This window comes from Shinella zoogloeoides, from assembly GCF_003574625.1.
GTDB classification, from domain to species: domain Bacteria; phylum Pseudomonadota; class Alphaproteobacteria; order Rhizobiales; family Rhizobiaceae; genus Shinella; species Shinella zoogloeoides_A.
In genome coordinates, this window is record NZ_QNUJ01000004.1 from 126961 (window position 1) to 139897 (window position 12937).

Sequence of the window (12937 nt, forward strand, 5' to 3'; positions counted from 1 at the left end):
AATCTGACGGCTATCATTCTTGTGGTGGGAAGGCGCATGGGCAGGGTGGTGTAACCACCCGGCGAAAGCACCCATGCGCGGTAAGCAGGCTCCTCCAGGGGCCTTTTTTTATGCCCAGAAATTCGATAATCACCCGAAATGCGAAAAGAGACGGACGGAAATCCGATGAGCGGAACAGAAAACCAGATGACGGGCGCCGAAATTGTCTTGCAGGCCCTGAAAGACAATGGCGTTGAACATATCTTCGGCTATCCGGGCGGCGCCGTCCTGCCGATCTATGACGAGATCTTCCAGCAGGAAGACATCGAGCACATCCTCGTCCGCCACGAGCAGGGCGCCGGCCACATGGCCGAAGGCTATGCCCGCTCCACCGGCAAGGTCGGCGTCATGCTCGTCACCTCCGGCCCCGGCGCGACCAACGCCGTCACGCCGCTGCAGGACGCCCTGATGGATTCCATCCCGCTCGTCTGCCTCACCGGTCAGGTTCCGACCACGCTCATCGGATCGGACGCCTTCCAGGAATGCGACACGGTCGGCATCACGCGCCCCTGCACCAAGCACAACTGGCTGGTCAAGGACGTCAACGATCTCGCCCGCATCATCCATGAGGCGTTCCGCGTTGCGCAGTCCGGCCGTCCCGGTCCCGTCGTCGTCGATATCCCGAAGGACGTCCAGTTCGCGACCGGCACCTATACGCCGCCGTCCGACGCGCCTATCCAGAAGAGCTACCAGCCGAAGGTTCAGGGCGACGCCAACCAGATCGCGGCCGCCGTCAGCCTGATGAAGTCCGCCCGCCGGCCGATCATCTATTCCGGCGGCGGCGTCGTGAATTCCGGTCCGGAAGCCTCGCGCCTCTTGCGCGAGCTGGTCGAGATCACCGGCTTCCCGATCACCTCCACGCTGATGGGCCTCGGCGCCTATCCGGCCTCCGGCAAGAACTGGCTGGGCATGCTGGGCATGCACGGCTCCTACGAGGCGAACATGGCGATGCACGATTGCGACGTCATGGTCTGCATCGGCGCGCGCTTCGACGACCGCATCACCGGCCGCCTCAACGCCTTCTCGCCGAATTCGAAGAAGATCCACATCGACATCGACCCGTCCTCGTTCAACAAGAACGTCCGCGTCGATGTTCCGATCCTGGGCGATGTCGGCAACGTCCTCGAGGACATGGTCCGCCAGTGGCGGGCGAGCGCGAAGGACTACGACAAGGCGGTCCAGGCCGACTGGTGGACGTCGATTGCCAAGTGGCGGGCGCGCAATTCCTTCGCCTATACGCCGAGCCCCGACGTCATCATGCCGCAATATGCGATCCAGCGGCTCTACGAGCTGACCAAGGACCGCGACACCTACATCACGACGGAAGTCGGCCAGCACCAGATGTGGGCGGCGCAGTTCTATGGCTTCGAGCAGCCGAACCGCTGGATGACCTCGGGCGGCCTCGGCACGATGGGCTACGGCTTCCCGGCGGCAATCGGCGTGCAGGTCGCGCATCGCGACAGCCTCGTCATCGACATTGCCGGCGACGCCTCGATCCAGATGTGCATCCAGGAAATGAGCTGCGCCGTGCAGTATAACCTGCCGGTCAAGATCTTCATCCTGAACAACCAGTATATGGGCATGGTGCGCCAGTGGCAGCAGCTGCTGCACGGCAATCGCCTGTCGAATTCCTACACGGAAGCCATGCCCGATTTCGTCAAGCTGGCGGAGGCCTATGGCGGCGTCGGCATCGCCTGCGACAAGCCGGCCGATCTCGATGCGGCCATCCAGGAGATGATCGACGTCAAGCGCCCGGTCATCTTCGACTGCCGCGTGGCGAATCTCGCGAACTGCTTCCCGATGATCCCCTCGGGCAAGGCGCATAACGAAATGCTGCTGCCCGACGAGGCCACGGACGAAGCGGTCGCCAATGCGATCGACGCCAAGGGCCGCCAGCTCGTTTGATATAAGGTAGAGAACCCATGAACGCACACCTTCAGCCCACGGGCTCCGCCTATTTCATCGCCAAGGAAACGCAGGTCGCCGAGAGCCATACGCTCTCGGTGCTCGTCGACAACGAGCCGGGCGTCCTTGCCCGCGTCATCGGCCTGTTCTCCGGCCGCGGCTACAACATCGAGAGCCTGACGGTTTCCGAGACCGAGCATGAGGCGCATCTTTCGCGCATCACCATCGTCACGCGCGGCACGCCGGGCGTGCTGGAGCAGATCAAGTCGCAGCTCGAGCGCATCGTGCCGGTCCATCGCGTGGTCGACCTTACCGTCCGCGCCAAGGTGCTCGGCCAGGAGCGTCCCATCGAGCGCGAAGTGGCGCTGGTGAAGGTCGTCGGTTCCGGCGAGATGCGTCAGGAGACGCTGCGCCTCGCAGACGCCTTCCATGCCAAGGTCGTCGATGCGACCACCGAGCATTTCATCCTGGAGATCACCGGCAAGTCCTCCAAGATCGACCAGTTCGTGGCGATCATGAAGCCGCTTGGCCTCGTGGAAGTCTGCCGCACCGGCATCGCCGCGATGAACCGCGGCCCGCAGGGAATGTGAGCTGTCGAAACACGGCAAAATTGACTGAAAAAATGAAGGGCTTTCCGTCTTGGCGGAAAGCCCTTTTCGTTTCAGATCATCTCCAGCGGCTGCTTGCGCGTCGGGGGCGGGAAGGCTTCGTCGAGGAGGCGGAGATCTTCCGAGGTCAGGCGGATCTCGGAGGCCTTGAAATTCTCGCGCACCCGGTCCGGCGAGCCGGACTTCGGGATGGCGATGACATTCGCCCGCGTCAGCAGGAAGGCGAGGGCGACCTGGGCGCTCGTCGCTTTGTGGATGCGGCCGATCTCCTCCAGCGCCGGGTGGCCGATGAGCCGGCCCTCGTCGAGCGGCGAATAGGCCATGAGCGGGATGCCCTGAACCTGGCTCCAGCGCAGGAGATCGTATTCGATGCCGCGGCGGGCGAGATTGTAGAGGATCTGGTTGGCGGCGGGCCGGGCCGGCTCAGCGACGCCGAGCAGTTCCCTCATGTCCGGCTCGTCGAAATTGGAAACGCCCCAGGCGCCGATCTTGCCCGCGGCCTTCAGCCCCTCGAAGGCCTCGACCGTCTCCGCCAGCGGATGGCGGCCGCGCCAGTGAAGGAGATAAAGGTCGATATGGTCGGTGCCGAGCCGCCTGAGGCTCGCCTCGCAGGCCGCGACCGTGCCGGCGCGGCTGGCATTGTAGGGCAGCACCTTGCTGACGAGGAAGACCTCGTCGCGCCGGCCGCCGATCGCGTCGCCGACCACCTCTTCGGCCCCGCCGTCGGCATACATTTCCGCCGTGTCGATCACCGTCATGCCGAGGTCGAGCCCGGCCCGGAGGCTTGCTGCCTCCTCGGCGCGAGAGGCTTCGCCTTCCCCCATGTGCCAGGTGCCGAGGCCGAGCGCCGGCACCTGCCGACCGCCGGGGAGGGTAACTGCCGGTAGTTCCGCTTTCATCTTGCGCTCCGCGAACAATGGGCCGCCAGCCGGAATTGTCTCAATGACAAGAATTGGCTGGCCGTCACCAAGAGATGGACTATCAATCGGAAAAAACAATCCGGATCACAAGAGTCTGCCATGCAGATCGAAATCTTTCTGGCGCTGCTCGTCTTCGCCTTCACGACCTCCATCACCCCCGGTCCAAACAACATGATGCTCTTCGCCTCGGGCGTGAACTTCGGTTTCGTCCGGACGATCCCGCATATGTGCGGCATCGGCGTCGGGTTCCTCGTGCTGCTGCTGGCCGTCGGCTTCGGCCTCGGCGCGCTGCTGGAGACGGTGCCGCTCGTCTATACGGTGCTGAAATTCGCTGGCGGGGCCTATCTCGTCTGGATCGCCTGGAAGATCGGCACCTCGCGCAGCCTCGGCGAGAGCGCGGGCGCGACCCGGCCGATGAGCTTCCTCGAGGCCGCCGCCTTCCAGTGGGTCAATCCCAAGGCCTGGGTCATGGCCGTCTCCGCCATGGCGACCTATACGAATGCCGCGAACTACACGATGAGCGTGCTCGTGGTCGGCCTTGCCTTCGCCATCGTCAATTTCCCGAGCGTTTCCACCTGGGCCGGCTTCGGCTCGGCGCTGCGCCAGTGGCTGTCCGATCCCGTGCGGCTGAAATGGTTCAATATCACCATGGCGCTCCTGCTTGTCGCAAGCCTCTGGCCGATGCTGCGCTGACAGCATAAGGTCGGGGCAAAGCCGGAGGGACTGCCGTGTCGCACGATCACGATCACGACGACCATCACCATCACGACAACCATTTCTCGCCGATGGAAGCGCGCGTGCGCGCGCTGGAGACCATCCTGACGCAAAAGGGGCTGATCGATCCCGGGGCCATCGACGTCATCGTCGAGACCTATGAGACGAAGATCGGCCCGCGCAACGGCGCGCGTGTCGTCGCCAGGGCCTGGGCGGAGCCGGACTTTGCCGACTGGTTGAAACGCGACGCCACGGCGGCCATCGCCAGCCTCGGCTATACCGGCCGGCAGGGCGAGCATATGCGGGCGGTGTTCAACGATGCCGGGACGCACAATCTCGTCGTCTGCACGCTCTGCTCCTGCTATCCGTGGTCCGTGCTCGGCCTGCCGCCCGTCTGGTACAAGGCGCCGGCCTACCGGTCGCGCGCGGTCATGGACCCGCGCGGCGTGCTGGAGGAATTCGGCGTGACGCTGCCGGCTGACAGGAAAATCCGCGTCTGGGATTCGACCGCGGAGCTGCGCTACCTCGTCGTGCCCGAGCGGCCGGCCGGCACGGAAGGGCTCGACCAGGAGGCGCTGGCCGATCTCGTCACGCGCGATTCGATGATCGGTACGGGGCTGGCGCTGCCGCCGGAGGCGCGGCCATGAACGGGCCGCACGATCTCGGCGGCCTGCACGGTTTCGGCCCCGTCGCGCCGGAGCCGGGCGAGCCCTATTTCCATGCCGAATGGGAAACGCGGGCGCTCGGCGTGACGCTCTCCTGCGGCGCCTTCGGCGCCTGGAGCATCGACGAGAGCCGCCATGCGCGGGAAAGCATTCCGCCGGCCACCTACCTTTCGGCGAGCTATTACGAGATCTGGATCCGTGCGCTGGAAACGCTCCTTGAGCGGCACGGTTTCGTCAGCACCGCCGAGCTTGCCGAAGGGCGAATGCTGGAGAAGGGGGCGGAGCCGAAGCGCGTTCTCAAGGCGGAGATGGTGCCGGCGGTGCTTGCGAGGGGCGGGCCCTGCGACCGCCCGCTCGACACCGCGCCGCGCTTTGCCGCCGGCGCGCGCGTGCGCACCCGCAACCTCAATCCACCGACGCATACCCGCCTGCCGCGCTACGCCCGCGACAAGGTGGGCGTGGTGGAGGCCGTGCAGGGCTCCTTCGTCTTCCCGGACGACAGCGCCCACGGCAGGGGCGAGAACCCGCAATGGGTCTATACCGTCGTCTTCGATGGCGCGGAAATCTGGGGCGAGGGGGCGGAGCCCGGCCTGACGGTCTCGATCGATGCCTGGGAGAGCTATCTTGAGCCAGTGTGAGACGCCGATCGATTCGCCCGGCCTGCCGCGCTCCGCCGAGGGCGATCCGGTTTTTGCCGAGCCGTGGCAGGCGCAAGCCTTTGCGATGACCGTCCGCCTGCACGAGCAGGGTGTCTTCACTTGGGCGGAATGGGCGGAGGCCCTTTCGCGCGAGGTGCACCGCCCGGGCCGCGCCGCCGATGGTGCGGATTACTTCGACTGCTGGGTGGCGGCGCTGTCCGTGCTGCTTTCCGAGCGGGGCGTTGCGAGCGAGGGGGAACAGGCCGCGCTTTCGGATCGCTGGGCCCGCGCGGCCGAGGCGACGCCGCACGGCAAGCCCATCCTGCTCGAAAACGCGCCCGGATAGAGCATTTCCGCTTTTCCTCGAATCGCGAAAACGCTCTATCCTTTTGTTTCTACGCAATTTCCAACGCAAAACCGCTGCGCACTTTTGCTGGAATTGCTCTAGGCACGATCCGCGACGAAGCGGGCGAGCCACGGGCCGATCAGCGTCACGAGGATCAGCCGCGCCGTCTGCAAGGTCATGACGAAGGCGATGTCGACCTTGCTCGAAGCGGCGATGACGGCGATGGAATCGAGGCCGCCCGGGCTGGTTGCGAGATAGGCCGTCAGCGGATCGACGCCGAGGACGAGGATCAGGAGACCGGCGAGCAGGCCGGAAAAGCTGATCAGCGCGATGATCGAGACGACCGTCGGCAGCAGCGCGCGGCGGGCGTGCAGCAGGATCGCCCGGGTGAAGCCGAGGCCGATGTTCCAGCCGAGCAGGGTGAAGGCGGCGACGAGCAGCCATTGCGGCAGGACGATCGTCACCGTGCCCGCCGAATTCAGCACCGAGGCGAGGGCGAAGGGAACGAGGAAGGCGCCGGCCGGGATGCGCAGCCGCTGGCCGATGACGCCTGCGAGGACGCCGATGACCAGCATGGCGGCGAGCGGCAGCAGCGGCACGGGCTCGAACCAGGCATGGGGCAGCACCGCCGCGCCGTCGTGGCCGCCGAAATGGGCGACGAGCGTTGCGAAGCTCGCGACGAAGACCACGCGCAGATACTGCATGAAGGCAACGAGGCGGATATCCGCCCCATAGGCTTCCGCCATCACCATCATGGTCGAGGCGGCGCCGGCGGAGGAGCCCCAGATCGCCGTCGTGCCGGGCAGGATGCCGGTGCGGGCGATCAGCCAGCCTGACAGCGTGCTGACGCCGATGACGGAGAGGACGACCAGCAGCATCAGCGGCCAGTTCTGCGCGAAGGTGCCGACGAAATCCTCGGAGACCATGGTTGCGATCATCAGCGCGAGCACGACCTGCACGACGAAGAAGAAGATGCGGGGCAGGCGGATCGTGCCGCCGCAAAGCGCAACGACGATACCGGCGAGCATCGGCCCCATCAGCAGCGCGGCCGGGAAGCCCGCCGCCTCGAGCGGCACGGTGGTCGCCGCCGAAAGGATGGCGACAAGGCCCCATTGCAGGGCCACGGGAAGCCGGCCGAGGCCGGGATGCGGGGACAGGCTGTCGCTCGGGGTGCGGGAGGCGGGGGGCAAATCATCGCTCCGGAAGTTGCGCCCTGAATATCGCGTCGGCGGGCCGGCGAACAGGGCCAAATAAAGGGGGGACGCGATTTCTCCGCGACCCCTCGGAAGGCGTTGCCTCTTGCCTCGCCGCTGCGAATCCTGCCAAGTCCGGGCATGGAATTCGCACCTCAACAGGATGAAGCGCTGAAGGCCGTCGCGCGGTGGCTGAAGGAAGGGCGCGAGCCGCTGTTCCGGCTGTTCGGCTATGCCGGCACCGGCAAGACCACGCTTGCCCGGCACTTTGCCGAGAATGTCGACGGCGAGGTGCTGTTCGCCGCCTTCACCGGCAAGGCGGCGCAGGTGCTGCGCTCCAAGGGCGCGACGAACGCCAAGACCATCCATTCGCTGATCTATCGCCCGCGCGGCGAGGAGGAGGTCTCCGACGAGGAGACCGGCAAGACGTCGATCTCGCCGATGTTCTCGATCAACCGCCAGAGCCCGGTCGCCAAGGCCGCGCTCGTCGTCGTCGACGAGTGCTCCATGGTGGACGAGGCGCTCGGGCGCGACCTGATGAGCTTCGGCACGCCGATCCTCGTGCTCGGCGATCCCGGCCAGCTGCCGCCCGTCTCCGGCGGCGGCTATTTCACCAACCAGGAACCGGATTACCTGCTGACGGACATCCACCGGCAGGCGCGCGACAACCCGATCATCCAGCTCGCCATGCAGGTGCGCGAGGGCAGGGATATCGCTTACGGCGACTATGGCGCGGCGCGCGTCATCGGGCGGGGTGAGGTAGATCAGACGCTGGTGCTCGATGCCGACCAGGTGCTCGTCGGCACCAACCGCACGCGGCGGCGCTACAACCAGCGGCTCCGCGAGCTCAAGGGCTTCACCACCGATTATCCGCAGTCCGGCGACAAGCTGGTGTGCCTGCGCAACGACCCGGCCAAGGGGCTGCTCAACGGCTCGCTGTGGCAGGTGATGAGCTCGTCCAAGGAGACGGTGAAGCCCGGCATCAACCTGATGATCCGGCCGGAAGACGACGACATGGATCGCGGCGCGGCCAAGATCAAGCTGCTCAAGGCGGCCTTCGAGAATCTCGACGAGGAGATCCCGTGGTCGACGCGCAAGCGCTATGACGAATTCGATTTCGGCTATGCGCTGACCGTGCACAAGGCGCAGGGCTCGCAGTGGAACAATGTCGTGCTGTTCGACGAGAGTTTCGCCTTCCGCGACACGCGCGAACGCTGGCTCTACACCGCCATTACGCGCGCCGCGGAAACGCTCACCGTCGTGCGGTAAATCATATCCCCACGACGGACCGCTTTTCAGGAAGCGGTTGAAGGGCCGGTCGTCATGTCCGGCCGCTTACGCCGGCCTCAGTGGCCGACGATCCCCAGCATGACCGCCTTGGCGACGGCCTGGAAACGGTTGTTGCTGTTGAACTTGGCGATGATGTTCTTTTCCATCACCTGCACTTCGCCGGGCTCGATTTCGAGTGCGCGGGCGATGCGGCTGGTGGGGTAGCCCTCGGCCATCAGGGCGATGCAGCGCAGCTCCACCGGCGTCAGGTTGGCTTGCGGGACATTGTCGTTGGTCTCGACTTCCAGCGCGCCGGTGAAATCGAGCAGTTCGTTGATCTGCTGCATCTGGCGGCGGATCGTCGATTGCTGGGCGGCGAGCTCGCGCTTGCGCGCGGTCATGGCGGCGCGGAAGATGCCGTCGGCTTCCTCCTGGCTTGCGGCCGCGGCGAGCCGCTCCAGCAGTTCCTGGATCACGGCGACGGGCATTCCCGTCTCGCGGCAGGTATTGACCACGGCCATCTGCTGGATTTCCGCGGGGCCGTAGACCCGCATCGGACCGACACGGGCTGCCGTCAGCAGGCCCTTTTCCTCATAGAAATGCAGCGTGCGGTGGGTGACGCCGAAGGCATTGGCCATGTCGGCAATGGCAAGGCGGCCTTCCGGCAGGTTTTCCGGCAGAGGCGCGACGGGCAGGAACCGGATGGACTTGCGCCCGCCCGACCGGGCACCGGCTTTCTTCGACTCACTCGTCATCATGAAAGCGGCCCCCGAAAAAGAAGATCGGTCATGTATTTACCCCCGGTCGCCGTCGCGAGGCCATCTTCCCTGTGAAGGCTGGATGTCGAGACGGCGGATAGTACTCTTTACCGCATGCGTTTTGCCGGCCTGTGCACTCCGGCAAGTGTATACGATCCTGCTGCGGTTTCCGATCCCTATTGTGCATGAATGTTCAGGATCGTCGAATCCGGGCGATAAACATTACCATTTCGCCCATTGTCCTAAAATAGGACGCCGGTGCCGATCTGCATATCGCTATATCTAGGGATGTGTTTTTTTGCCCGGTTGTAGAGCGCTATCGCGTCAGCGCCGTTCCGGTCCCGGGTGCCGCGTCGGCCAGTGCTTCCGGCACCAGCAGGGAACAGGCGTGCCTTCCGTCGGGATAGGGCACGCCCTGCGGCGCCATCGCCTCGCGCGCGAGGCATTCCATGATGTCGCTGGCGGTGCCGTTGCGCAGCGCGTGGCGATAGAGCGGCCCGCTTGCCGAAAGCGCCCGCGCCACGAAGCCCACGGCTTCGAAGGCGATGCCCGCCTCGCTGCGCAACTGTTCGCTGGAAAAATGGCGGGCGAAGATCGTTGCGCCGGATTGCTCGTGAATGAGCTTTGCGTAGACGCCGTGACCATCCGGGCCGTTCTCGATCCGGATGGCGTAGGAGAGCGCACGGAATTCGTCGGGCGTGTGCGCTTCGATCACGCGCACGGTCCTGTGGTAGGCGGCGGCATCGGCCACGACGCGCGCAAGGGCGTTGCAAGCACCGCCGGCAGGCCAGCATTGCAGGATATGCAGATGCGGAAGATCCTGCGTGCTGCCGGCGAGTTTCGACTGCATGACGAGCGCGAACTGGGCTTTCGCGATCGCCGCATCGGTCTGGTCCGGATAGGCGAAGGGTGCGAGGAAGACCAGCGGCAGCAGGGAGAGGAGCGCCAGCGGCGAGGAGACCGGCGCGGGGATCCAGGGGCGGCGCGCCTTCGGCGGCGGGCTGATGGCGCGTGTGGTCGTCGCGGCGGGGAGGGCGGTGGCCTGCCGGGTCTCGCGAAACATGTATTCCGGCACATAGCTGCCGAGCGGCACACGGATGCGCAGGCTGTCCGAGGCGCCCTCGGTCTCGTAATACTGGTCCAGCAGCTTGCGCAGCTTGCCGGCCTGCACGCGCACCAGCGGATCGTTTCCGGCGTCGAAGCCGGAGGTCCGGCCGAAGACGTCGATGCCGATGCTGTAGCCCTTCAACTGGGCGGCCTTGCCGGAAAGCTCGTTCTGGACGATGTAGGCGAGGAAGGAGCGCAGCCGCTCGGAGCGGGCGAAAGTCTCGCTGGTCAGGACAGCATCAAGGGCAAACCGCACGCGCTCGCATGCCGGCCGGTCGGTCGTGCTCATCGTGTCGCCACAGAGAAGACCATCGTCGCCGCCTGATGTCCCTTCGTCCCCGCCTCGCAATGCGCCGCAGCGCATACTTTCTCAGATGAAGCGAGTTTATCGATGATTCTTGATCAACGGCAAGGGTCAAGCGCGGGCTGGCGGAGCGAATCTTCCGCAATGCCGGTTCGCCAGGCTGTTGCGGCGATTGCCCTTGTGGAAACAACAAGCTAGACGTTGATCCTTCAACGAGGAGTCCGCGTCCCATGCCTGCCAAGCTGTCGGTCAATCTCAACGCCATCGCCATGCTGCGCAACCGCCGGGACCTGCCCTGGCCGAGCGTCATCGGCCTCGGCCGTATCGCGCTCGAGGCAGGGGCGAGCGGGCTGACCGTGCATCCCCGGCCGGACCAGCGCCATATCCGCTTCAGCGACCTCGCGCCGATCCGCACGCTCATCGACAGCGCGTTTCCGGAGGCGGAATTCAACATCGAGGGCTTCCCGGAAGACAACTTCATGCGCCTCGTCGAGGAGCATCGCCCCGAGCAGGTGACGCTGGTGCCGGACGATCCGTCGCAGGCGACTTCGGACCATGGCTGGGATTTTCGTAAAAGCCGCGCCCTGCTCGGCGATATCGTCGGCCGGCTGAAGAAGCTGGGCCTGCGCGTGTCCGTCTTCGCCGACGGCACGCCGGACCGCGAGGCGCTGACGATCGCGAAGGAGGTTGGGGCCGACCGGATCGAGCTTTACACTGGCCCCTATGGCGGCTGCCACGACAATCCGGCCGAGGCGGCCCGGATCGTCGAGGAACTCGGCGAGACGGCGGACATCGCCTTCGAGCTCGGGCTCGGCGTTAATGCCGGCCACGACCTGACCGTCGCCAACCTGCCGGCACTCGTCGCGCGCATTCCCCGCTTGGCGGAGGTGTCCATCGGCCATGGCCTGACGGCCGATGCGCTGGAATACGGCATGGCGGAAACGGTGCGCCGCTTCTGCCGCGCCTGCGGCCAGGATATCTGAGTGCGCGGCGGCGCCCGGAGGGACGCCGCCTTGCCCGTCAGCCGAGGAAGGCCGCCTTGCTGGCGGCGATGAAGTCTTCCAGCGGTGTCGTCTTGCGGCCGGAGAGTGCTTCGGCATCCAAGGTGACCGCGGCGATCTTGCCTTCGCGCGTATTGGCATCGAAGGAGACGACGGTCGGGATGAAGCCTTCCGGCAGGCCGGCGGCTTTCAGGCCTTCGGTAAGCTGCGCATCCGTGACCTGCACGACTTTCAGCGGCTTTCCGGTCGCCCCGGAAACCAGCGCGGCGATCTCTTCCGCCGTGCGGCTCTTCGTGCCGGTCAGCGTATAGGTCCGGCTTTCGTTCCCCGCCTTCAAAAGCGCGCCGGCGAGGGCGGCGGCGGTGTCGGCGCGGGTGATATGGGCGATCCGGCCGGTGCCGGTCGAGGTGTACCAAGCGCCGGTCGTGAGCGCATGCGGCAGCGACTGGAAGAGGTTTTCCGCATACCAGCCGTCACGCAGGATCGTATAGGGGATGCCGGTCGCCTTGATCGCCTCTTCGGTGCCGAGATGGTCGGGGGCGAAGGTGACGAGCGAATCCTCCGGCTGCGGCATCGACGTATAGAGAATGTGCTTCACGCCGGCCTTCTTCGCCGCGGCGACGGCGGCCTTGTGCTGGACAAGGCGCTTGCCGGGTTCCATCAGCGCGTCGGTGGAGATGATCAGCACCTTGCCGGCCCCGGCGAAGGCGGCATCGAGCGAGGCCGGATCGTCGAAATCCGCCGCGCGCACGGTCACTCCCCTGGCGGCATAGTCGGCGAGTTTTGCCGGATCGCGGGTCGTGGCGACGATGCCGGTGGGGGCGACCTTGCCGGAGGCGAGGAGGTCGTCGAGGACGAGGCGGCCGAGCTGGCCGGAGGCGCCGGTAACGAGAAGCGTGTCGGTCATGTCTTTCCCTTTCTGGCAGGGCTGGCGAAAGGGCCTCATCCTGCTGCATGTTGGTCTCTTATTGAGACTTGCTCTTATCTGGTAATCTGATAGAGCGTGTAAAGAAGGCAGTTTTTTCTGCGGTGGTTACCTGGAGGGAACCGGCTATGAACAGGATCGTCGACAGTGCCCGGGGCGAGCGCGTCATCCTCATCGATGGCGTCGCCATGTCGATGGACGATTGTCCGGTCCGCGATGTGCTGGCCAGCGTCGGCGGCAAGTGGACCTCGCTGATGATCATCGGTCTTGCCGACGGGCCGCGCCGCTTCTCCCAGCTGCGCCGCTTCATTCCCGACATTTCGCAGCGCATGCTGACCCAGACGCTGCGCGACCTGCAGCGCGACGGCTATCTCACGCGTACCGTCTATCCGACGCAGCCGCCGAGCGTTGAATATCAATTGACGCCGCTCGGGCACTCCTTCCTTGCGCTCCTGCGCTCCCTCGTGCAGTGGTCTACCGAGAACCATGCCGCGATAAGGGCCGCGCGGGCGGCCTACGACGCGGAACAGGCATGACGCTCCGGT

General features: G+C 65.6%; 14 protein-coding genes. 9 read left to right on the top strand and 5 right to left on the bottom strand.

Translation table 11 applies throughout. The features are described from left to right. The first annotated feature begins 165 nt into the window (after positions 1-165). Positions 166-1944 carry an acetolactate synthase 3 large subunit gene (locus tag DSD28_RS08985; RefSeq protein ID WP_119256054.1) on the top strand — a complete coding sequence of 593 codons (1779 nt, stop codon included), beginning with the start codon at positions 166-168 and terminating at the stop codon, positions 1942-1944. 17 nt (positions 1945-1961) lie between these two features. Continuing rightward, complete coding sequence (ilvN, locus tag DSD28_RS08990) at positions 1962-2534, top strand: acetolactate synthase small subunit (RefSeq protein ID WP_119256055.1); 573 nt, start codon at positions 1962-1964, stop codon at positions 2532-2534. Between the two features lie 71 nt (positions 2535-2605). Here the strand turns inward: ilvN and DSD28_RS08995 are convergent, their stop codons facing one another. Next, positions 2606-3451, bottom strand: a complete 846-nt coding sequence (locus DSD28_RS08995) for an aldo/keto reductase (RefSeq protein WP_119256382.1) — start codon at positions 3449-3451, stop codon at positions 2606-2608. A gap of 120 nt (positions 3452-3571) precedes the next feature. On the opposite strand from DSD28_RS08995, the gene DSD28_RS09000 reads away from it, so the two are divergent. From DSD28_RS09000 to DSD28_RS09015, 4 genes are all read left to right on the top strand, one after another. Further along, entirely contained in the window at positions 3572-4165 is a 594-nt protein-coding gene (locus tag DSD28_RS09000) for a LysE family translocator (RefSeq protein WP_119256056.1), read from the top strand. A 92-nt stretch (positions 4166-4257) separates the two neighbouring features. Beyond that, on the top strand, positions 4258-4833 hold the full coding sequence (gene nthA / locus DSD28_RS09005; protein WP_119256383.1) for a nitrile hydratase subunit alpha: 576 nt from the start codon (positions 4258-4260) through the stop codon (positions 4831-4833). Continuing rightward, entirely contained in the window at positions 4830-5489 is a 660-nt protein-coding gene (gene nthB / locus DSD28_RS09010; protein ID WP_119256057.1) for a nitrile hydratase subunit beta, read from the top strand. Before nthA ends, nthB begins: the two co-directional genes overlap by 4 nt. Then, on the top strand, positions 5476-5835 hold the full coding sequence (locus DSD28_RS09015; protein WP_162911315.1) for a nitrile hydratase accessory protein: 360 nt from the start codon (positions 5476-5478) through the stop codon (positions 5833-5835). Before nthB ends, DSD28_RS09015 begins: the two co-directional genes overlap by 14 nt. A gap of 98 nt (positions 5836-5933) precedes the next feature. Here DSD28_RS09015 and DSD28_RS09020 read toward each other — a convergent pair whose 3' ends face one another. Further along, positions 5934-7025 carry an AbrB family transcriptional regulator gene (locus tag DSD28_RS09020; RefSeq protein WP_119256385.1) on the bottom strand — a complete coding sequence of 364 codons (1092 nt, stop codon included), beginning with the start codon at positions 7023-7025 and terminating at the stop codon, positions 5934-5936. A 144-nt stretch (positions 7026-7169) separates the two neighbouring features. On the opposite strand from DSD28_RS09020, the gene DSD28_RS09025 reads away from it, so the two are divergent. Then, positions 7170-8297, top strand: coding sequence for an ATP-dependent DNA helicase (locus DSD28_RS09025; RefSeq protein WP_119256058.1), 1128 nt, complete (start codon positions 7170-7172; stop codon positions 8295-8297). 77 nt (positions 8298-8374) lie between these two features. Here the strand turns inward: DSD28_RS09025 and DSD28_RS09030 are convergent, their stop codons facing one another. Further along, the gene (locus DSD28_RS09030; protein WP_119256386.1) at positions 8375-9052 is read right to left on the bottom strand and encodes a MerR family transcriptional regulator; all 678 of its coding nucleotides are present in this window, start codon (positions 9050-9052) and stop codon (positions 8375-8377) included. A gap of 319 nt (positions 9053-9371) precedes the next feature. Further along, positions 9372-10451, bottom strand: a complete 1080-nt coding sequence (locus tag DSD28_RS09035; protein WP_119256059.1) for a hypothetical protein — start codon at positions 10449-10451, stop codon at positions 9372-9374. 245 nt (positions 10452-10696) lie between these two features. Here DSD28_RS09035 and DSD28_RS09040 point away from each other — a divergent pair, with 245 nt between their 5' ends. After that, positions 10697-11449 carry a pyridoxine 5'-phosphate synthase gene (locus DSD28_RS09040; RefSeq protein WP_119256060.1) on the top strand — a complete coding sequence of 251 codons (753 nt, stop codon included), beginning with the start codon at positions 10697-10699 and terminating at the stop codon, positions 11447-11449. A 37-nt stretch (positions 11450-11486) separates the two neighbouring features. Here DSD28_RS09040 and DSD28_RS09045 read toward each other — a convergent pair whose 3' ends face one another. Beyond that, on the bottom strand, positions 11487-12374 hold the full coding sequence (locus DSD28_RS09045) for an NmrA family NAD(P)-binding protein (RefSeq protein WP_119256061.1): 888 nt from the start codon (positions 12372-12374) through the stop codon (positions 11487-11489). Positions 12375-12520: 146 nt separating this feature from the next. Here DSD28_RS09045 and DSD28_RS09050 point away from each other — a divergent pair, with 146 nt between their 5' ends. Next, positions 12521-12928, top strand: a complete 408-nt coding sequence (locus tag DSD28_RS09050; protein ID WP_119256062.1) for a winged helix-turn-helix transcriptional regulator — start codon at positions 12521-12523, stop codon at positions 12926-12928. The last annotated feature ends 9 nt before the right edge of the window (positions 12929-12937 follow it).

Coding starts and splice junctions, on each gene's coding strand:
- nthA (WP_119256383.1), top strand. CDS start 4,258: ATGGAAGCGCGCGTGCGCGCGCTGGAGACCATCCTGACGCAAAAGGGG.
- DSD28_RS09040 (WP_119256060.1), top strand. CDS start 10,697: ATGCCTGCCAAGCTGTCGGTCAATCTCAACGCCATCGCCATGCTGCGC.
- nthB (WP_119256057.1), top strand. CDS start 4,830: ATGAACGGGCCGCACGATCTCGGCGGCCTGCACGGTTTCGGCCCCGTC.
- DSD28_RS09025 (WP_119256058.1), top strand. CDS start 7,170: ATGGAATTCGCACCTCAACAGGATGAAGCGCTGAAGGCCGTCGCGCGG.
- DSD28_RS09045 (WP_119256061.1), bottom strand. CDS start 12,374: ATGACCGACACGCTTCTCGTTACCGGCGCCTCCGGCCAGCTCGGCCGC.
- ilvN (WP_119256055.1), top strand. CDS start 1,962: ATGAACGCACACCTTCAGCCCACGGGCTCCGCCTATTTCATCGCCAAG.
- DSD28_RS08995 (WP_119256382.1), bottom strand. CDS start 3,451: ATGAAAGCGGAACTACCGGCAGTTACCCTCCCCGGCGGTCGGCAGGTG.
- DSD28_RS09030 (WP_119256386.1), bottom strand. CDS start 9,052: ATGACGAGTGAGTCGAAGAAAGCCGGTGCCCGGTCGGGCGGGCGCAAG.
- DSD28_RS09050 (WP_119256062.1), top strand. CDS start 12,521: ATGAACAGGATCGTCGACAGTGCCCGGGGCGAGCGCGTCATCCTCATC.
- DSD28_RS08985 (WP_119256054.1), top strand. CDS start 166: ATGAGCGGAACAGAAAACCAGATGACGGGCGCCGAAATTGTCTTGCAG.
- DSD28_RS09035 (WP_119256059.1), bottom strand. CDS start 10,451: ATGAGCACGACCGACCGGCCGGCATGCGAGCGCGTGCGGTTTGCCCTT.
- DSD28_RS09000 (WP_119256056.1), top strand. CDS start 3,572: ATGCAGATCGAAATCTTTCTGGCGCTGCTCGTCTTCGCCTTCACGACC.